16 protein-coding genes are annotated in these 18,210 nt (G+C 49.2%); 2 read left to right on the top strand and 14 right to left on the bottom strand.

Going from position 1 to position 18,210, the window contains the following annotated elements; all coding sequences use genetic code 11:
- Positions 1 to 84: 84 nt before the first annotated feature.
- The 3 genes from AC2YIT_RS01195 to AC2YIT_RS01185 form a co-directional block, all read right to left on the bottom strand.
- Complete coding sequence (locus AC2YIT_RS01195) at positions 85 to 1,803, bottom strand: GMC family oxidoreductase (protein ID WP_430843261.1); 1,719 nt, start codon at positions 1,801 to 1,803, stop codon at positions 85 to 87.
- Between the two features lie 63 nt (positions 1,804 to 1,866).
- Positions 1,867 to 2,466, bottom strand: coding sequence for a gluconate 2-dehydrogenase subunit 3 family protein (locus tag AC2YIT_RS01190; protein WP_291194752.1), 600 nt, complete (start codon positions 2,464 to 2,466; stop codon positions 1,867 to 1,869).
- A gap of 226 nt (positions 2,467 to 2,692) precedes the next feature.
- Positions 2,693 to 3,748 carry a long-chain-fatty-acid--protein ligase gene (locus tag AC2YIT_RS01185; RefSeq protein WP_487278481.1) on the bottom strand — a complete coding sequence of 352 codons (1,056 nt, stop codon included), beginning with the start codon at positions 3,746 to 3,748 and terminating at the stop codon, positions 2,693 to 2,695.
- A 51-nt stretch (positions 3,749 to 3,799) separates the two neighbouring features.
- On the opposite strand from AC2YIT_RS01185, the gene AC2YIT_RS01180 reads away from it, so the two are divergent.
- The gene (locus AC2YIT_RS01180; protein ID WP_487277984.1) at positions 3,800 to 4,354 is read left to right on the top strand and encodes a hypothetical protein; all 555 of its coding nucleotides are present in this window, start codon (positions 3,800 to 3,802) and stop codon (positions 4,352 to 4,354) included.
- Between the two features lie 4 nt (positions 4,355 to 4,358).
- Here the strand turns inward: AC2YIT_RS01180 and AC2YIT_RS01175 are convergent, their stop codons facing one another.
- Positions 4,359 to 5,642, bottom strand: a complete 1,284-nt coding sequence (locus AC2YIT_RS01175; protein ID WP_430843267.1) for a sensor histidine kinase — start codon at positions 5,640 to 5,642, stop codon at positions 4,359 to 4,361.
- 273 nt (positions 5,643 to 5,915) lie between these two features.
- On the opposite strand from AC2YIT_RS01175, the gene hemA reads away from it, so the two are divergent.
- Positions 5,916 to 7,175, top strand: a complete 1,260-nt coding sequence (gene hemA / locus AC2YIT_RS01170; RefSeq protein ID WP_430843269.1) for a glutamyl-tRNA reductase — start codon at positions 5,916 to 5,918, stop codon at positions 7,173 to 7,175.
- A gap of 262 nt (positions 7,176 to 7,437) precedes the next feature.
- Here the strand turns inward: hemA and AC2YIT_RS01165 are convergent, their stop codons facing one another.
- From AC2YIT_RS01165 to AC2YIT_RS01120, 10 genes are all read right to left on the bottom strand, one after another.
- Complete coding sequence (locus tag AC2YIT_RS01165; protein WP_487277983.1) at positions 7,438 to 9,228, bottom strand: ABC transporter ATP-binding protein; 1,791 nt, start codon at positions 9,226 to 9,228, stop codon at positions 7,438 to 7,440.
- 50 nt (positions 9,229 to 9,278) lie between these two features.
- Positions 9,279 to 10,616, bottom strand: coding sequence for a DEAD/DEAH box helicase (locus tag AC2YIT_RS01160; RefSeq protein ID WP_430843273.1), 1,338 nt, complete (start codon positions 10,614 to 10,616; stop codon positions 9,279 to 9,281).
- A 69-nt stretch (positions 10,617 to 10,685) separates the two neighbouring features.
- Positions 10,686 to 11,228 (bottom strand): hypothetical protein, encoded by a 543-nt coding sequence (locus AC2YIT_RS01155; RefSeq protein WP_487277982.1) that lies wholly within the window; start codon positions 11,226 to 11,228, stop codon positions 10,686 to 10,688.
- Between the two features lie 105 nt (positions 11,229 to 11,333).
- The gene (locus AC2YIT_RS01150) at positions 11,334 to 12,731 is read right to left on the bottom strand and encodes an ArnT family glycosyltransferase (RefSeq protein ID WP_487277981.1); all 1,398 of its coding nucleotides are present in this window, start codon (positions 12,729 to 12,731) and stop codon (positions 11,334 to 11,336) included.
- Positions 12,732 to 12,818: 87 nt separating this feature from the next.
- Positions 12,819 to 13,460 carry a porin family protein gene (locus AC2YIT_RS01145; protein WP_430843279.1) on the bottom strand — a complete coding sequence of 214 codons (642 nt, stop codon included), beginning with the start codon at positions 13,458 to 13,460 and terminating at the stop codon, positions 12,819 to 12,821.
- A gap of 204 nt (positions 13,461 to 13,664) precedes the next feature.
- The gene (locus tag AC2YIT_RS01140; protein WP_487277980.1) at positions 13,665 to 14,720 is read right to left on the bottom strand and encodes a hypothetical protein; all 1,056 of its coding nucleotides are present in this window, start codon (positions 14,718 to 14,720) and stop codon (positions 13,665 to 13,667) included.
- 24 nt (positions 14,721 to 14,744) lie between these two features.
- Positions 14,745 to 15,659 carry a hypothetical protein gene (locus AC2YIT_RS01135; protein ID WP_487277979.1) on the bottom strand — a complete coding sequence of 305 codons (915 nt, stop codon included), beginning with the start codon at positions 15,657 to 15,659 and terminating at the stop codon, positions 14,745 to 14,747.
- A gap of 5 nt (positions 15,660 to 15,664) precedes the next feature.
- Positions 15,665 to 16,234 (bottom strand): phosphoribosylglycinamide formyltransferase, encoded by a 570-nt coding sequence (gene purN / locus AC2YIT_RS01130; protein ID WP_430843285.1) that lies wholly within the window; start codon positions 16,232 to 16,234, stop codon positions 15,665 to 15,667.
- Positions 16,235 to 16,367: 133 nt separating this feature from the next.
- Positions 16,368 to 17,063 (bottom strand): TapB family protein, encoded by a 696-nt coding sequence (locus tag AC2YIT_RS01125; protein WP_487277978.1) that lies wholly within the window; start codon positions 17,061 to 17,063, stop codon positions 16,368 to 16,370.
- An 89-nt stretch (positions 17,064 to 17,152) separates the two neighbouring features.
- Positions 17,153 to 18,034: a geranylgeranylglycerol-phosphate geranylgeranyltransferase gene (locus AC2YIT_RS01120; RefSeq protein ID WP_430843288.1), complete on the bottom strand. Its 882-nt coding sequence runs from the start codon at positions 18,032 to 18,034 to the stop codon at positions 17,153 to 17,155.
- Positions 18,035 to 18,210 lie beyond the last annotated feature (176 nt).

Below are 18,210 nucleotides of genomic sequence, written 5' to 3'. Positions count from 1 at the left end.
TGGGCGGAAAGGGTTACACCCAAAAAGAAAAAACCTCACAGGATTTACCTGCGAGGTTTTTATAGCGATGCGGATCAGCGCCCGTTATACATTCATCTTTTTGAGCTCCTTCACAGCGTGGTCGGCTGCACGCGCGGTCATCGCCATGTAGGTCAGCGACGGGTTCACGCAGGATGCAGAAGTCATGAACGATCCGTCGGTAACATAAACGTTCTCGGCGCCCCAAACCTGGTTGTACTTGTTCAGAACGGAGGTTTTAGGGTCGTTACCCATGCGTGCCGTACCCATTTCGTGGATACCGATACCCGGGTGTTTCGATTCGTCGTTGTACGGCGTCACGTTTTTCAGACCCGCCGCTTCGAGCATTTCAGCAGCATCGTTCATCATGTCCTGACGCATTTTCTTCTCGTTTTCGCCATAAGCCGCATCAAAAACGACTAGCGGAAGCCCCCATTTATCTTTTTCCGTGGCGTGCAGCGTGAAGCGGTTTTTCTCGTCAGGGATCATTTCACCGAAACCACCGATATTCATCGTCCATCCGCCGGGCTGCGACATTTGTTTTTTGAAATCAGCACCGAAACCGTCGGTTCCTACGCCACGGCCCCAGCTTTCGCGGCTTGCACCACCCTGGTAGCCAAACCCGCGCACGTAATCACGCTTGTCGTTGCCCCAGTTACGGTAGCGCGGAATATAGATACCGTTCGCGCGGCGTCCGAAATAGTATTTGTCTTCGAAACCTTCCACATCTCCTCGCGCACCGACAGCCAGGTGGTGGTCCATGATGTTACGGCCTAGTTGATCGCTGTCGTTACCTAATCCGTTCGGGAAGCGTTTTGATTTCGAGTTCATCATAATCGACGTCGAAGCGATTGCCGACGCATTCAGGAAGATGATTTTAGCAAAATACTCCTTGGTTTCAAGGGTATTCTGGTTGATCACGCGTACACCGGTCGCCTTATTCAGCTTATCATCGAAAATGACTTCTGAAACGATCGAATCCGGGAGCAATGTGAGGTTGCCTGTTTTCTGCGCTGCGGGCAATGTAGCCGCTTGCGTGCTGAAATAGCCGCCATACGGACATCCGCGCATACACATGTTACGGAATTGGCACGCCGCGCGGCCGAGCTCGGTATGGAATGCTTGCGGCTGCGTAAGGTGCGCGGCACGGCCCATGATGATGTGGCGGCCGGCAAATTTCTTCTCTACTTCGCCTTTGACGTGCTTTTCCACACAGTTCATCTGCATCGGGGGCAGGTAATGGCCGTCTGGAAGTACGTCGAGACCATCTTTGGCACCGCTGATACCCGCGAATTTCTCCACGTAATCATACCATGGTGCGATGTCGGCGTAACGGATCGGCCAGTCTACACCAATGCCTTCTTTGGCATTCGCTTCAAAATCAACCGGGTTGAGACGGTAGCTCTGACGGCCCCACAGCAAGGAGCGGCCACCAACGTGGTATGCACGGATCCAGTCGAATTTACGGGTTTCCAGGTAAGGATTTTCTTTGTCGTTTTCGAAGAGGTAACGGTGCTCTTCGTTGGCAGTGTAGCCTGTACGGATACCTGCCCAGTATTCCTCTTTCGCCACGGTAGTAACCCTGCCGCGGTGTTCGAGCTCCCACGGTGCGAGAGTAGCAGTTTTATAATCTACAATATGCTTAATGTCCCGGCCCCGTTCGAGCATCAGTACTTTCAAACCCTTCTCGGTCAGTTCTTTTGCGGCCCATCCGCCGCTTATACCCGAACCCACCACAATTGCGTCGTAAGTGGCTTGTTTTGTTGCTTTTATGTTCAGATTCATGATGAATATGCTTCAAAAAATTTTAGAATATGGCCGTGGCGGCCCTTACATGATTGTTTGGGATTACATTGCCCAGTTTTTCTGGCCTGGTTTCAGGTCGATGCAGCCGTCGTAACGACCCGGAACGGCAACGTATTCGAGCGCCTGGGTAGCGCCCGGTTCGGATGTGAAGTAGCCCAGAAGTGTCAACTCTTTCATCAGGCGGAAGAAGGGCACACCGGCGTCGGTGTATTCCTTCCCTGCTTCGGTATATTTTTTCTTTTCCTCCCCTGCCTTCGCGAGCTCATCTTTCGCGCTGGCTTCCATTTCTTTCAGGATTTTGGTTTGTTCTTCCGGTTTTGCTTTCAGAAAATCCTTTTTCTCCAACTCTGCCAGGCCCTTGTTAAAGCTTTCCTGATCTTTCGCCGCGTAGCAGTCTTTCAGCATCATTTCAATAAACTCGCCCACTTTGGCATCTTTTGCCCCCGGGGTGTCCGTTTTGGGAATGATAATTTCAGCCACCTCCGAAACAAGCGCCTTACGGTCCGTGGAGAACGGGAAAGTCATTGCAGAGGCGGTCTCCGTGGAAGATTTACAGCCTTCCAGAAAAGCCAGCATGGTGGGCGCGGAGAGTGTGCCACCCATTAATAGTGCCACACGACCAAGGGCATCACGTCTTTTCATCTTATATACTAATATAGGTTAACAATCCAAAGTGAAATTCCGCATTCGATAAATGCAATTTTGAACAGCCTGCTAATTTATGAAATATTCTGACTCATATGTTGGTTAGAATGATTCTATATAGGTACCAGGGCTGTATCAGGCTATTTTAGAGGGTAGTCGGAGGGATTAAATTTATATTAAAATGTAACCGCGAGGCTATGCGCAGCACGGTCATTTTAACGATTCAGAGTACCATTAAATTGCAGCCCCGGATGTCCGAGTTGTCGAAGCGGCCCATGACGTAGAAGGTCCCTGCTTTTTCCCCGAAGCGCCCAAGATCCTGGGTTTCGATGAAAGAGCATGTATCCAGGTTGGCCAGGTCGATGACATTGATGCCGCCGGTTTTCGAAGAACCGAGGTTGTGGTCGCTGATCGCAAACGGATCGTTGATGTCCCGCAACAGCACGCGCATCGTGTATCCCGGCACGAACAAGCCCCCGCCATGCGAGTAGCCTTGTGAAAGGAGTTCGGTCATACCATATTCGGAATGGATTGCCGGCACGCCGAAGCTGGCGGTAAGGATATCGTGGACCTCTTCCCTGAGCAGTTCTTTCCGCCGGCCCTTCATCCCTCCTGTATCCATAACCGTGAAATGTTCGATATTTTGCAAAAATGAAAGGTCAAAACTGCTTTCTGCGAGGTCCAGCAATGCGAACGTAACGCCCAGCAGCAGAACGCCTTTGCCATCGGGATTGTCGGCGAGGTGGCGTAGCACATGCAGCATTTCGCCCGTGTTATTAAGGTAAAAGCCCGAATACTCGGATTCGCTCTCCTCAATAAAATGCTGCATCATATACACGAGTGAAGAATTGTTTCGTTCAAGGTATGACGGTAGCAGTGCCAGGATGTGAAAGCGGTTCAAATCGCCATAGTTATGCTGAAAAATACGATAGGAAACTGCTTTGTAAAGCGGCTCGTCGTAAAGATGATGATGGCTGGTAGTCTGACCGGTTGTTCCGCTGCTCTGGAAAATAACTGACGCGTCGAAAGATTGCCCCGTAGCGACGCGATGATTCTTGAAAAACTGAATTGGAAGGAAAGGAATTTGGGTCAAATCGGTGATACGTGCCGGCTCAACGCCCAGGTGCCGGATATATTCCCTGTAAACGGGATTATACTCAGCCTGAAAGCGGAAAACCCTGAGCGCAAGCGACTCAAAATCGGCCGGTTCGAAGGTCACGATCTGCTCCCGGAGCCCTGCCCGTATTTCGGCAATCGATTTATTGTTTTGAAGTTCCAATCCTCTTACTTTCGTAGATACTAAAAAAGCAAAGTTAAAAATAGAACTCATATGAAGCTGCAAGTTTCCCTGTTCATACTATTGGCGTTTGCATCAGCAAGATGCGTCGATATCCCCGATTTCAGTGATACGCCGGTGATTTACTATAACGGCATTTCACAGGATACGCAGATCGACAGTGTCAATGGTGCTCCGTCGGGGGAAACGGAAGTTGTAACCATAACGATTGATTTTGAAGATGGCGATGGAGACCTGGGGGCTACCAATGCGGAAGTACAGGATACTGTGAGTTTTACCAAGCAATATAAGAATGCACCCGGCTGGAATCTGGAAGGTAACTACGAGTTGATAACGATGATTAAGCAAAAAAACGGTTCCTGGTCCGAAAGTATTCTCGACGGAGATAAATTCAAATTTTTTCCCAGGTTGAAACTGGATGGAAAGGCGGGCCCGATCAAGGGGAAGCTCGACCTGAATGCCCGTTTCCTCAAGTCGCGTAGCACCGTGCCCACCACAGTGAAGTACAAAGTCAGGATTATCGATCGTGCACTTAGGGTCAGCAACCAGATCACGACAGACACCGTGGTAGTACCGCTTCTGCCATAATCATCTAAGATTCTTCCACAATATCGGCATTCAGGATGATCCTGAATGTCGTTCCTTTTCCTACCTCAGAGCTTTTGACGAAGAGCTTGCCGGCGTGGTAGTTTTCGATAATCCTCTTGGCAAGTGTTAGTCCCAAACCCCAGCCACGTTTCTTGGTGCTGAAACCGGGATTGAAGATTTTGCTGGCCTGCGCTTTGGTCATACCCTTGCCGGTATCGGCAATGTCGATCCAGATTTCCTTCGCGCGCGGAGGCGCCTGGAGTGTAACGTGGATCTCGCCTACGCCGCTCATCGCATCCACCGCATTCTTGCAGATATTCTCGATCACCCACTCAAACAGGTTCTTGTTCAGCAGGGTAGTTTGCTCTTCGGCAAGCTGGTTATGGACTTCGAATTTTACTTTGGAAGAAACCCGTTTTTCGAGGTAGTTGATAAAATGGGTCACAATATCAGCGATAGGCTCCTGCCGGAGGGTTGGAATGGACCCGATGTTTGAAAAGCGGGTCGTGATCATTTCAAGCCGTATTACGTCCTTTTCAATTTCTTCGGCAATGGACGGATCTATCGTAGGATCACTGCGGAAGTACTCCACCCAGGCCATGAGCGAGGAAAGCGGCGTGCCCAACTGGTGGGCCGTTTCTTTCGCCAGGCCCACCCAAACCCGGTTCTGTTCGGCTTTCCGTGCCGAACTGAATGCGAGATATGCCAGATAGCCGATCAGGAGCATGACGGAAAGCTGTAAAAATGGGTAGTAACGAAGCTGAGTAAGCAAAAACGAGTTGCTGTAATAGATTTTCCCCGCCCGGCCTTTACCCAGCTCCACCGGAATGGGCGGATGTTCGAGTTTCATTTCTTCCAGCTTTTCCTGGATAATGCGTTCGCGCTCCTGGCGACTAACCTTGGCAGGGAATTTAATGTTCTTGTTGGGGTTCGGGATGTTGTTCTCATCCACGTAAATGGCCGGGATCTGGTAGAAATTCACGGCATCCTCGATGACCTGGTAAATCACGTTGAAATTCTCGTCAAGCGGGCTGTTCACGACATAGCGCAGCCCTTCTGCATAAAGTTGAACTTCCCTTTCCTCGCGCTCTTCCAGCTCCTCTACCAGTTTGTCGGTGTAAAACAACGAACCAATACTCAGAATGAGCAGGATAATCCCGATCACGTATTTATAAAAGCTTTTCTGGTCATAAGTATCCATCAACGAACGGCGCAGGCGCTGGCTGTTCAGGATGGCTACAGGGTGCAGCTTGAAACGTGGTTTTTCTTTTGGGGTTTCGCTGATCATTCCGGGTCGGGCACAATAATCCCGATGTTAATGTTATAGTTTACAAATAACGCAAATAATTTAAGCTTAGTGGCTTCACAACCGTTTTTCATCACCCTCACGGGTCAGTTGTGAATATGACGAGGATCATGTTTTCCGACCGTTCCAGGGGTGAAATTTGTATGACTTATGGCAGTTTTATTTAAATGCTTTCTAAATAAGTGAACGGTCATAGTTCCACATTTATATTATGATTTTTGTACAGTATTTTTGTGAATCGAATTAGACCAAGTGATGTATAACCAGTTCAAATCAGTCAGTTTATCACATCGGAATGCTCCTCTTGCTATCAGGGAACAGCTTGCATTGAATGAGGCGGAAGCAAAGAGCATGATGCTTCGTCTTAAAGATTTTTTCGATATCTCCGACGTTCTTGCCGTCTCCACCTGCAATCGCACTGAAATATATTACTCCTCCGCCAACGACCTTAACGAAGACATTATCAAGCTTTTGTTGATCGAAAAAGGGGTTGAAGATGTAGAAAGTTTCAAAGCCTATTTTGAGCAGTTTTCGGAAGGTGACGCTGCGGTGCAGCACCTGTTCCACGTAGCCACGGGCTTACAGTCACAAGTGGTAGGAGATATGCAGATCCCGAACCAGATCAAGCATGCATATCAATGGTCGGCCGACCTCAATATGGCCGGGCCGTTTTTGCACCGCCTGCTGCACACGATATTTTTTGCTAACAAACGCGTAGCGCAGGAAACATTTTTCCGCGATGGCGCTGCTTCTGTTTCCTATGCAGCCGTAGAATTGCTCGAAGGGCTGATGCCAAACCCCAAGATTCTCGTAGTAGGATTGGGCGAGATCGGAACGGATGTGTGCCGCAACCTTTCGCAGAATACTAATGCGGAAGTAACGCTCCTCAACAGAACCCGCAGCAAGGCCGAAGCACTCGGTGCAGAGCTGGGCTTCCGGGTAGCGGATTTTGCAGATATTGAAACCGAAATTTCCAATGCCGACATTATCGTATCGTCCATCCAGCGCGAAGAGCCATTCTTCACGAAGGAAATGATGGTGCGTCTTCGTGGCATGTCATTCAAATATTTTATCGACCTTTCGGTACCACGCAGCGTATCGCCGGAGGTGGAAGAAGTGCCGGGGGTGATGCTTTACACGATCGATTCGATTCGCTCGAAAGCCGACGAAGCATTGCAGCGCCGCCTGGATTCTGTTCCGCATGTGGAGGAGATCATCAACGAAGCGGTGTTGGAATTCAATGACTGGTCCCGCGAGATGATCGTTTCTCCGACAATCCAGAAACTGAAAGGGGCACTCGAACAGATCCGCAAAGAGGAGTTGGGGCGCTTTACGAAGAACCTCACTGAATCGGAGCTGGAAAAAGTGGAACGCATTACCACCAGCATGATGCAGAAAATACTCAAACTGCCGGTACTTCAATTGAAAGCCGCTTGCAAAAGAGGAGAAGCCGAAACGCTGATCGACGTATTGAACGACCTGTTCAATCTGGAAAAAGAGAAAGAAAGCCATTAATATCACATAGACCTCTTCCAATATCATACTCCCGGACCACACTCCGGGATTTTTTTATGTTCAAAAAAAGAGAGGGTGACATTTGCCACCCTCTCTATGTATTACCTTACCCTCCACAATAATTAAATTGTATCTTCAAATCCGCACCGGCGTCGAACGTTGTACTGAACGGTTTTGGATTGATTGTTCCTCGGTATGAAACGACATACGATTGGAAGGATGTCTTTAGATCACTGATCCCAGAAAATATTTTTAAAAATTTTCAATCCTGGTCGCGGCTCATGGTTTCGAGCATCTTTCCGAGGTTCAGGCTTCGGGCGGAAGCATTAAAAATCTGTCTGTAAACACCATTCTGCTCATACAAATCCTCATGTTTGCCGGATTCGACGATCTGCCCCTTTTTCATGACATAAATCTGATCGGAATCGAGAATTTGTGCGAGGCTGTGTGAAATGATGACGACCGTCCGGTTTCTCTTGATCGCGTCGAGGCTATTTTTGATCTGCTCGGTGGCAATGGCGTCGAGACTGGCGGTAGGCTCGTCGAGGAAAATAATGGGTGGATTTTTGAGAAAAAGGCGCGCAATGGCAATGCGTTGCTGCTGGCCTCCCGAAAGCAGTTGCGCGTCCGTTTCATATCCGCCGGGCAGTTCCATAATCTGTTCATGCAAATAGGCACTTTTGGACGCTTCCACGAGCTCGTTCCAAGAGGCGTCGGGCTTGCCGTACCAGATGTTTTCCGCAATGGAGCCTTTGAAAATGTGGTTCTTTTGAAGCACCATACCAATCGCATTTCGGAGTGAGGACAGGTCGTAGGATTTCAATGGCTGCCCGTCGAGCAGGATCTCGCCCGTATCTTGTGCATAGAAGCCTACGAGCAGGTTGATGAGCGTACTTTTGCCGGCACCTGACAGGCCCACCAATGCGGTGGTCTGCCCCGATTTGATCTCCATATCGATACCTGATAATGCTTTCGTTCCATTAGGATAGGCAAATGAAACGTTGCGGAGCTGGTAATCGCCGTGAAACTGTGCTTTCACTGTTTTGCCACTTGTTTCCACGGAGTCGTTCGCGTCGAGAATATCGAAGAAGCCTTCGGAATAGGTAAGTGCGTCGTTCATCTCGTCGTAAATGCGGTGCAGCTGACGAATAGGGGCGGAGACGTTATTGAACAGCAAAATATGGAACATGATCGCGCCGATGGACATTTGCTGGTCGAGCACCAGGTAGGCCGTCAGAATAATGATCAATACTACGCCGATTTGCTCGATAAAGCTCTTGATGCCGTCGTAAGTGAAGTTAGTCTTCCGCGTTTTGAGCTGAGAATCCATTAACTCCATTTGTAGCCGATACTGTTTTTCACCTTCCAGCTTCTCGCGCACAAAGGATTTGATCACAATCACCGACTCGATCAGGTTGATCAGCCCGTTGCTTTTGTTCTCACGCTGCCGTTTCAATTTGCGGCGAACGCCCTGCAACTGACCGGCCTGCTTGTAGCTTACCCAGAAATAAACCGGCAGAATGGCCAATGCAATGCAGCCGACATAGAAATTGGCCGAGAACATAATGCCCAGCGCGACAACCGCATTGGCAAATAATGGCAGAATGTCGATAAAAAAGTTCTGGATCAGTTTTGTAAGACTTTCCGCACCACGATCAATGCGGGTTTGCAGCTTGCCTTTCTGATTATCGTTGTCGCTGAAAAACGCAAGATTGTAAGTCAGAATGCGGTTGACGGCATTCTGAGCCAGATCGCTGGAGACTTTAATACGGATTTTTTCACCAAAATACCGCTGTCCGAAAACGATGAAAGTATTCACAATTTCTTTCACGAACAGTATCGCCGTGATTTGTAACAGCAGCTCCTTGCCTTGCAGGATGCCCCAATGCTTGTCGAGCATCGATTGCACCGTGTCAACAGTATAGCGGAGCACCCAGGGGTTTACCTGTGCGGTGATGGCACCGAGTAGGGTAAGGAATAATGCGAACGCAATTTGCCGGTGGTACGGCTGTACGAAAGGACGCAGTCTTTGAAAAATTTGCCAGATATTCATGCAGGATCAACACGAAATCCTGCAAAATGATTTGAATATCTGGCGCTTGACTATTTCCTGGGTTTTTTGCCCGAACGTTTGATAGGCCGGCCGTATTTGGCCATTTTTTCCTTCGCATGATCGCGGCGGATATTAACCTTCTGATTTTTAGCCTTCTTTTCGTGAAATGCCGGGCCGACATCCTCGCGTTTAGGACGTTTCAGCTCGATGTTTTTCATGAAAACTTTGGGCTCTTCGTCGGGCGTCAGTACCTCCGAAATCTTCAAACCTTCGGGCAATGGAAGAATAGGTATTTCAAAATCCATTAATTCTTCGATCTGTTCTTGAAATGGCTTCTCTCGCTCCGTAATGAAGGAAATGGCAATACCTTTCTGGTCAGCCCTGCCGGTGCGACCTATCCGGTGAATATAGTTTTCAGGAACTTCGGGAATGTCGAAATTGAATACGTGCGATACTTCGGCCACATCGAGCCCGCGGGCGATAATGTCGGTTGCGATCAGGATGCGGTAATTACCGGCATGGAACTGTCGGATCGTGTTGAAGCGGTGGTTTTGGTCCTTGTTGGAATGGATCACCCCGATTTTGTTCATATAACCGAGTTCAAGCTGACCGTAGAGCTGGTCGGCGAGCTTTTTGGTGGCCACAAAAATCAGGACTTTATTCATTTCCTCGTGCCGGTCAAGCAGGAGGTCGAGCAAGTTTACTTTGGTGTAAAAATTAGGTACCTCGTATGCCTGCTGCTCGATATTTTCGAGCGGCGTACCCACCGGGGCGGCTTCAATGCGTACCGGATCATTGAAATAGGTCTTCATCAGCGCTTCCACTTCCTGGGTGATGGTCGCTGAAAAAAGCAGGTTCTGGCGCCGTTGAGGCAGCAAATCGAGGATATTTTTCAGTTGCGGACGAAAACCGAGGTTCAGCATTTCATCCACCTCGTCGATCACCAGCTTTTTAATGTTTTTGCTTTTCAAAGAGCCATTCAGTGCCAGATCGTACAAGCGGCCCGGTGTGGCCACCACTATATCGGCACCTTCATGAAGCTCCGCCATTTGCACTTTGATATTTCCTCCTCCGTACACGCCCACGGCTTGCAATGTCGTGTAAGCCGCTAGCTTTCGGACTTCCTCCAACACTTGCACCACGAGCTCGCGTGTAGGCACGAGGATCAATAGCTGCGGAAGGCGATCTTTGGCATATTCAATCTGCCGGAGTGTAGGTAACAAATAGGCGAAAGTCTTGCCGGTACCGGTTTGGGCGATGCCGCATACATCCTTTCCGGACATCATAACCGAAAAGACCTTGTGCTGGATCGTGGTAGGGGTGGTATAGCCCGCTTCTGAAAGCGCTTTCAGAAGCGGTTTAGAGAGATTTAAATCTTCAAAAGTCATAATGCATTTCGTAAAAGACTACAAAGGTACGGCTAATCGCTATGAACGCATTATGCCAGCCGGTTTTATCTATTCATGCGTGGAATGGGCCGCGCGACGAAATAGCAATGCAGACCCGGCAAACAGCCACGCGAAACAGGCATGTAATGCGAAAACGGCCGCCAGGCCATTGGCGAATGCAGGTACTCCGATCAGCCAGGCGACCAGCGGTACTAATAACATGGCAAATGCCGTCGCAGACAATGTGTGCGACATACCCATTGGGTCGAGGCGGGCGATGATCGCGCCCGTCATACCCACCAGCAACACGCCGAAATACATCATATTGGCAGGATTGTCGCCCAGAATACCTCTGACGGCTACGTTCATCCAACCCAGCAGCAGGACGGCGGTAATGGCCAGTCCGAAGGCCAGCTGGTAGGCGCGGTTACCTATTTTTTTCATAATAATGAGTTCGTATGCGATACGTGTGCCTCCAAGTATAAGCGCAGCTGTGAGCACGAAAATCCCCGGTTTCCAGTGCCACAAGGCGAGGGATGTCAAGAGTAGGGGGACGAGCAAAATGACGGCAACGACATGCCAGGGCGATAATCTGGTGTTGATAGTTTGCATAGGACAAGTGATCGTTTAAGTTTTTGAATTCAAATATATGAAAGTACTTTGTATTTCAAAGTGAAATTGACCAGGAATATATGACTATTCTTTTTATCGCTTAGTTTACAATTTGATCAACACTTTGGATTGTACATACGAAGCCCTGGTATTGGGATCCAGAAAGCGGAAATCGAGGATTCTTCTGGGATATTCCTCGCAGCTTCCCAGGATTTGCAGATCAGGGCGGATGGCTTTGAATTCTCCCACGAAGTTCTGGTGCGTGTAAACCAGGCAATTCTTCATGCCGACAAGTTTTCCAAAATCATCCATTTCGGTCACCTGCGTACCCGAGTAAAAGCGCAGGCTGTAAGGTGTCCCTGCCTGGTAACTGAACAGCCGTTCCTGTGAGGCGCCATTGGCCCTGGCGATAATGCCGAGCTTGGCGGGGGCCTGGTACTCGTAGATGTTAGGATAAAAATAGGTAGTCAGCACGATGTTAGCCCCGATCGCGAATACCACACAACCGACAATGAGCTTGTTACGGACTGAAGAGAAGAAGATCAGCCAGGTAAGGATACTGAGGAGTGCCATGAAATGGACCAGACCATAATAATTATCAGCCGGGAATGTGAACCACACCAGGCAAAACAGCAGCGCGAGCGCGGCATATGCGGCCACAGCGTGTACATATGCCAGGAGGCCCGAGAATATTTCCGGGGCATTTTGGAGGCGACGGATGATATAGATTGCCGTAACCACCGCTGCTACGGGATAGGCCATATACACGTCAAAAGTGGCCCTGAATGGGTTGAGATAGCTGAAAATAAAAGGCATGATGATTGCGAGAAGGCAAATCAGTTGATGCCTTTCGTCCTTACCCTGATCGGGGAAAATAACCCTCTGGGTGAGGTCGATCATTGCCAGGATGAAGAAGATCGTCCATGGGGAGAATGTTACCAGCAACGTCAACAGTGGGTCGACAGGCCATTCGTTGGTGCTGTCGGGGAACGTATTTTTAACCCATACTAAACCCGCGGTACCGATGAGGGAAAGCAGCAGGCTGATCATTTTTCGGTTTTCGAGGTAGGCGGTGAGTTGCCAAATTGCAAAAACAAAGCACGCCGCCAGGTAACTGGAATCGCCTAGTTCATTATTGACCAGGAATGTGGCTTGCGACGTACCCAATATCAGCACGGAAAGGGTGGCCGGCTCCGCACCCGCAAGCGCACGGGTGAAACGGTAAACACAAAAAAGGCTGAAAAGGATAGCCAGAAAGCCGGGAATGTGCAGCGATAACTGATTGATCCCGAAAAGTCGCATGGCGGCTACGGAGAATGAAATGACGGGCGTTGAGATGCCCGTCTGTTCGTTTAAACGGCCATTCTTTACCGCTTCGGCAGAGATTGCGGCTATTTGGGCAGATAAATCTTCGGGAATCAGCATCAGCCAGCCGATCATCCAGATCAGCAAGGCGGTTCCCAGGCCCCATTTGGTAATTTTCAGCAAATCCTTTTGAAGCATAGGCAGTGTGCGTTAAAACTTACCGGTAGGGAAAGTAAAGAAGGGCACTCAAATTTGGATGCCCTTCTGTTCATGGATTATAGTGTGTCAGCGCGTACGTAGCCTTCCGGTATGTTTGTTGTAGGTGCCGAGCGGGAAGCTCAGCCCCACATTGATTCCCCAGTTGTTGTTGCGAACCTTAGAATTGTCGAGTCTGGTTACATCGAGCAACCCTACGCCATACCGTACATCGAAATTCAGCCATATCTTCTCTTGCAGGCGGTAGTTCAATCCACCGCCAAAGGTAAGGCCAAGGTCGAACGGAGCGTAAATTCGGTTGTTGGAATCTCCATTGATGTTGTTCCCGTTCTTATCCCTTGCACCAACCAGGAAGTTGAGGTTGGGACCAAGAAAAATCTTAGGGCGTAAACGGTCGCCGTAACGCCCGAAAAAGAAAGTAGCCAATAATGGGGCCTGGATGTAGTTTAGGTTAATTTCATTGGTTTTGTTGTTGATTTGCGCGCCGAGCTGTGTAAAAAGCAGCTGTCCGCTGAAACCGAAGCCTGATTCGGAGCTGTAATTGTAGAAGCCGCCAATGGTCAATCCGGGTTTCCAGTCGGTGTTCGAAACATCGCCGCGGAAATTGGCAATCGATAAGCCTACCAGCGGGCCGATGGAAACGTTTTCCTGAGCTTGTGCCCGCGAGCTACAAAACACGACTGCGAGCAGCAAAAAAATGCAATTTTTCATCTAAATGTGAGTTTGGGTGCGTCAATCCCGCTAAACACAAATTATATGCCACTGGTGCATTTTGCGCCTCCTTTCGCTTAACCAGCTAAACACTAGCATTGTGTACAGCCATATTTATAAAATCACATTTATCCGAATGGTGAATATCGTGGAAAAACATCTACGCATTGTATACGTTTCCCGCAAAGAACGGGCGTTTTCCGGCTATTCATCCGAATCTTTTTCCGGCTGATTGGGGATTTGGAAGGGTTTGAGATAAGCTTTGAGCTGCGATGGAACGAGCCAGTGCCTGTACACCCGCTTAATATTCTTGATTTCAGCCTTCAACTCGTTGATATTGGCATTGAATTTCGCAATAACGGTGATCCGGGAATTGGCGTGCTGATAGGGGAGGCCGCAAATGGCCGATATCCTCTGCTGGATCGCAATTTTCTGCTGATTCAGCTCTTCTATCTGCTGCCGCAGAATTTTGTTGTAATAGCTCAGTTGATCTTTGTTGAGATTTTCAAGGCCGGTTCGGTCGGTTTGTTCGAGTTCCATTTGCAGTTTCAGCAGGTCGAGCAGATTGTTGGCCTGATAGGCCTTCGTAATGCGCTGCATAGTCTCAGTTTTACGCAGCTTTTCGGCTTCGTCGGTTTCCCGATCGGGATGGAAGGTTTTTACGAGTTCCATGTAGACGCTCCGCACCGATTTCGTGGTCTTTGCCTGCTGCGCTTCCCGTGTGCGCTGGTTCATACGTTGCTCCCTTTTTTCCGCCTTAATGCGTTGCTGTTCTTCTTCCGGCAGTTCGTGAAACGATACTTCCGGCTCTGGTTCATACTCGCTTTCAAGTAAAAAAGCAGGGTCTTTGATGCGGGAGACTTCTCTCATTCGCTCTTCTTCGAGCAATACGTCGATGTTCACCGGGCTGTATTTGTTAAAAACAGGTTTCAGCTCGGACAGTGCGTGGTTTTTGATGAGGTCGTAGGCATTCTCGGTAATCAGGAAGGCCAGTTTGGTTTGATAGGCTTTCCGGAAATGCTCCGCCTCGTAGGTCCGGTCCCACAGGTTGACAATATCGGCCCGATAGCCCTGGTATTCCCGCACGAGCGGATCCAGGTCGGATGGCATTCGCCGCAGCATTTCGTCATACGCCTGTCGAAGGTCGGCAATCTGGCGGTCGAGCGCCTCGATGGTGTCGGAAAGCAGGTTAAACTCCTTTTGTTTCTTGTTGAGTGGCTTGTCTTGCTCGGGAATATGCAGAATGGCGGTGTCAGTCATGATCGGTAAACAGCGCTCGCGGGATTACAGGTTCAGTTCCTGGTAGGAAATGAGCACAATGGCCGCCACTGCAAGTATCAGCCCCCACTTATTCAGTGTATTGAGGCGCTCCTTGTACAATGCCCAGGCGGCAAGGGCTGAGACGAGCATGGTCAGGATATTATAGATCGGGAAAACATAAGCTGCGCTATTTCCGAACGCGGCAAGTGCGAGTAAAAGGAAATAGAGTGATAAAAAGTTGGGTACGCCGAGTAGAAGCCCGCCGACGACGCTGCGGAGTTTTAGTGAATGACCATGCGCAATGATGCGGTAAACGAGGATCGAAGTGCCGATCACTACCGCGCCAAAGCATGCGATGATCATAAAAACAGTGATTTGCCCGGCAGGATAGTACTTGGAGGACAAGAAGTTGATCAGTGTATTGTTGGTGCCGGTTGCAAAGAATGTCAATATCGGTAAAATCCATAATGCCTGCTTCGCGGCTTGTCCCGTATTGGCAGCATCGGACGATCTGGGCGAACGCTGGATCGCCCCTAACGCCAGTGCCACCAGCGCAAGCACGAGCCCGAGGTAGTTGAGCGGGGTAAAGTCCTTGTTGTTATTCCTGAAAACAAAAAGCCCGAACAGCACCGGGATCACCAACGACATATTACCTGCCAGCGACGTGGCTGTCACACTCACTTTTTGCGCAGTAAGCCCGATGAGCATAAATGCTATGACAAACATCGCTCCAAGTGCCATAGTAAGGATCGTTCCCTCCGATGCCCACTGCACTTTCGTGAACAGGCCTAGGTCGGGCGTCAGAACCAGGCCGGTAAGCACGCAGGAGTAATAGTTAAAAACCACGGCGTGGAACGAGTCTACCCGATAGCGCGGATAAGCGCGCATGATCAGGTAGAGCATCACCGTAAAAACAACCGCTAGCAGGAAGAACAGCATGGCGCTTATCTTCCTGTAAGGATTTCGTCGATCACGCGCGGGTAATGCGCATATTCGAGTGCGTGCACTTTGCGTGCGACGTCCTCGGGCGTGTCGCCGGGCGCGACATCGCACGTAGCCTGGAAAATAATGTCGCCCTCGTCGTAATGCTCGTTCACATAATGGATCGTAATGCCCGATTCGGTATCTCCCGCATTCACCACGGCCTCATGAACGAAATGCCCGTACATACCTTTTCCGCCGTATTTCGGCAACAATGCCGGGTGGATATTGATCATTTTATTGGGAAATGCTTCCACCAGCACCGGTGGTACAAGCATCATAAAGCCTGCGAGTACAACGAGGTCGATCCCTTCGTTTTGGAGGATTTGGGGGATTTTTCCGGTTTGGTAAAAGGTTTTCCGGTCAAAAAACACAACCGGAACCTGTAATTTAAGTGCCCTTTTGATCACTCCGGCCATGGGGTTGTTAGTGAAAATCAGCGACACATCCACGTCGTCGCGGCCCGCGAAATGCTCGCAGATCTTTTCGGCATTGGACCCCGAACCGGAGGCAAAAATGGCAATTCTCTTCATTATTAAGCGTAGTTGATATATAATAGATAAGAAGTTTCTTCGGGAAAATATCCGGGCAAAGCTATAAAAGAACGGCTTGCCGACGAACCGGAAGCCGTTCTTTAAGGAAATGTTAATATAGAGTTGTCTGATATCAATAGATTTTGGAGAGTTCGCTATATCCCATCAGTTTCCCCTTGCGGTACGTCTCGGTTTTCAGGTCCCACACCACTCCGGGAGCGCGATACGAAACGGTTTGCATCTCCATTTTCACGGGAAAGCCCATCACCATTTCCATATTCATATCCGAATTGATCTTGTAAACATCATAGCTTCCCGCCGCGACGGTAAGCTTTTCCTGGCCCGCCACCGTGCGGTTTTTAATAAACATATTGAAAACTACAGGCATCGGCCCTGACTTTCCTTCGCCTTTCACAGCCGCGTCTTTCAACTTGTCGCCAACCGAAAGTTTGGACGGGATCTCGATGTTGTCGTAGGTAAACTTCATTTCCATATTCTGAAACGATTTCATCTGCTCCTGGTTGATCATCGAAGCCGCATCAAGCGTGAGTACATTCCCGTCGCATTTTATCTGGTAAGTGTTTTTTAGCTCGGATTTACCTTTCGTATTGAAAGATTCCATGTCAATCGTTGCGACAGTGTTGCTGCCTTCTTTGGCTACTTTGGCAATTTTATAGGTGAGCTTGCCGAGCGCCTTGCCTTTGCCGTCATAGTTGTTCATTTCGAATCCTCCTCCTTCTTTAAAGGCAAAACCGGCGCATTCCTGGGCATAGGCCCTCAGACTGAGCATCATCATGCACGCGATGCTCCATAGGATGAACTTTTTCATATTGGTAATAGCGATTTAGTTTGGGGTGACCAAATATAACTTTTCAACCGGTTAATCAAGCGGCATGGAATGTTAAATTAATCGGTGTGTCAGGTCCAGATCATGGTAATCAGCCCGAGCAGCATAATGATCTTGCAAAGGCTGCTGATATCCTTGAAATCACGACGCGTGTCGGCCTGGTACAGGCGAAGCACGAGCAATGCGATCGGGATCAGGAGCAGTAGGAAGAGGAGGGTGAGCAAGTTGTTTTGCAATGCACGCGCCATGACGAAGAGCGTCAGTACAAAAATGATAATAACCGAATAGAGGAATGTTTTGGTCCGGCGGATGCCCCAGATAATCGGTAGCGTACGGCAACCGTGCGCTTCATCGCCGCGAATGTCTTCCATGTCTTTCACTACCTCGCGGATCAGTGAAATGAAAAAGGAAAATACCGCGTAAATGAACACCAAATGCCTGTTGGCGGGGTAGTGCACGGTGAGTATGAGCAATGTAAGCCCCGTGAGCAGCGAAACAATGAAGTTCCCGATGAACGGCAGCCGCTTGTAACGCTCAGAGTAGAACCAGAGCAACGTGATCGAGAATACGTTGATAATGAACACGTACGGGCTGACCACCAGGCCCAGTATCGCACCGACAACATTCAGGACCTGGTGTGCACCCATAGCCCAGCGGCGTTTCAGGTAACGGCCCACCACCACTCTTTCAGGCTTGTTGACGATGTCGATCTTGACGTCGAAATAATCGTTGATAATGTATCCGGCAGCGGCAATGCAAACCGTTGACAGCGAAAGAACGAACATATCAATGTCCGACACGATCGATTTCCATTCATGCCTCGGACCGATGAGTAGGATGCGTGTAAGGTACTGTGTCAGAGCTACAATGACGAGGTTGGTCATGCGCACAAGACGCGCACTCCCGGTTACATAATCCCACGCTGTAATCTTGGGTCTGGCCGACACATTCATGAAGTTTGACGCTGGAAAAAGAAGGTTTAGGCAATAAAATTATTCATTTTATACCATTAACGACAATTCTTCACTTCTTTATCCATTTGTGGGATAAAAAACGCGCATTTGTTGTTAGCTAATTTGTACCGTTGTCCGGACGGTTGTTCATACCGGACATTCAACCATTTGCTGAC

This window comes from Dyadobacter sp. SRI_021, from assembly GCF_057586235.1.
Note: the sequence above shows the minus strand (reverse complement) of the source record. Positions and strands in the feature narration are given on the sequence as shown.

Bases quoted from the DNA above. Each gene is read 5' to 3' on its own strand.
- AC2YIT_RS01195 (WP_430843261.1), bottom strand. From the start codon at position 1,803: ATGAATCTGAACATAAAAGCAACAAAACAAGCCACTTACGACGCAATT.
- AC2YIT_RS01190 (WP_291194752.1), bottom strand. From the start codon at position 2,466: ATGAAAAGACGTGATGCCCTTGGTCGTGTGGCACTATTAATGGGTGGC.
- AC2YIT_RS01180 (WP_487277984.1), top strand. From the start codon at position 3,800: ATGAAGCTGCAAGTTTCCCTGTTCATACTATTGGCGTTTGCATCAGCA.
- AC2YIT_RS01175 (WP_430843267.1), bottom strand. From the start codon at position 5,642: ATGATCAGCGAAACCCCAAAAGAAAAACCACGTTTCAAGCTGCACCCT.
- hemA (WP_430843269.1), top strand. From the start codon at position 5,916: ATGTATAACCAGTTCAAATCAGTCAGTTTATCACATCGGAATGCTCCT.
- AC2YIT_RS01165 (WP_487277983.1), bottom strand. From the start codon at position 9,228: ATGAATATCTGGCAAATTTTTCAAAGACTGCGTCCTTTCGTACAGCCG.
- AC2YIT_RS01160 (WP_430843273.1), bottom strand. From the start codon at position 10,616: ATGACTTTTGAAGATTTAAATCTCTCTAAACCGCTTCTGAAAGCGCTT.
- AC2YIT_RS01155 (WP_487277982.1), bottom strand. From the start codon at position 11,228: ATGCAAACTATCAACACCAGATTATCGCCCTGGCATGTCGTTGCCGTC.
- AC2YIT_RS01150 (WP_487277981.1), bottom strand. From the start codon at position 12,731: ATGCTTCAAAAGGATTTGCTGAAAATTACCAAATGGGGCCTGGGAACC.
- AC2YIT_RS01145 (WP_430843279.1), bottom strand. From the start codon at position 13,460: ATGAAAAATTGCATTTTTTTGCTGCTCGCAGTCGTGTTTTGTAGCTCG.
- AC2YIT_RS01140 (WP_487277980.1), bottom strand. From the start codon at position 14,720: ATGACTGACACCGCCATTCTGCATATTCCCGAGCAAGACAAGCCACTC.
- AC2YIT_RS01135 (WP_487277979.1), bottom strand. From the start codon at position 15,659: ATGCTGTTCTTCCTGCTAGCGGTTGTTTTTACGGTGATGCTCTACCTG.
- purN (WP_430843285.1), bottom strand. From the start codon at position 16,234: ATGAAGAGAATTGCCATTTTTGCCTCCGGTTCGGGGTCCAATGCCGAA.
- AC2YIT_RS01125 (WP_487277978.1), bottom strand. From the start codon at position 17,063: ATGAAAAAGTTCATCCTATGGAGCATCGCGTGCATGATGATGCTCAGT.
- AC2YIT_RS01120 (WP_430843288.1), bottom strand. From the start codon at position 18,034: ATGAATGTGTCGGCCAGACCCAAGATTACAGCGTGGGATTATGTAACC.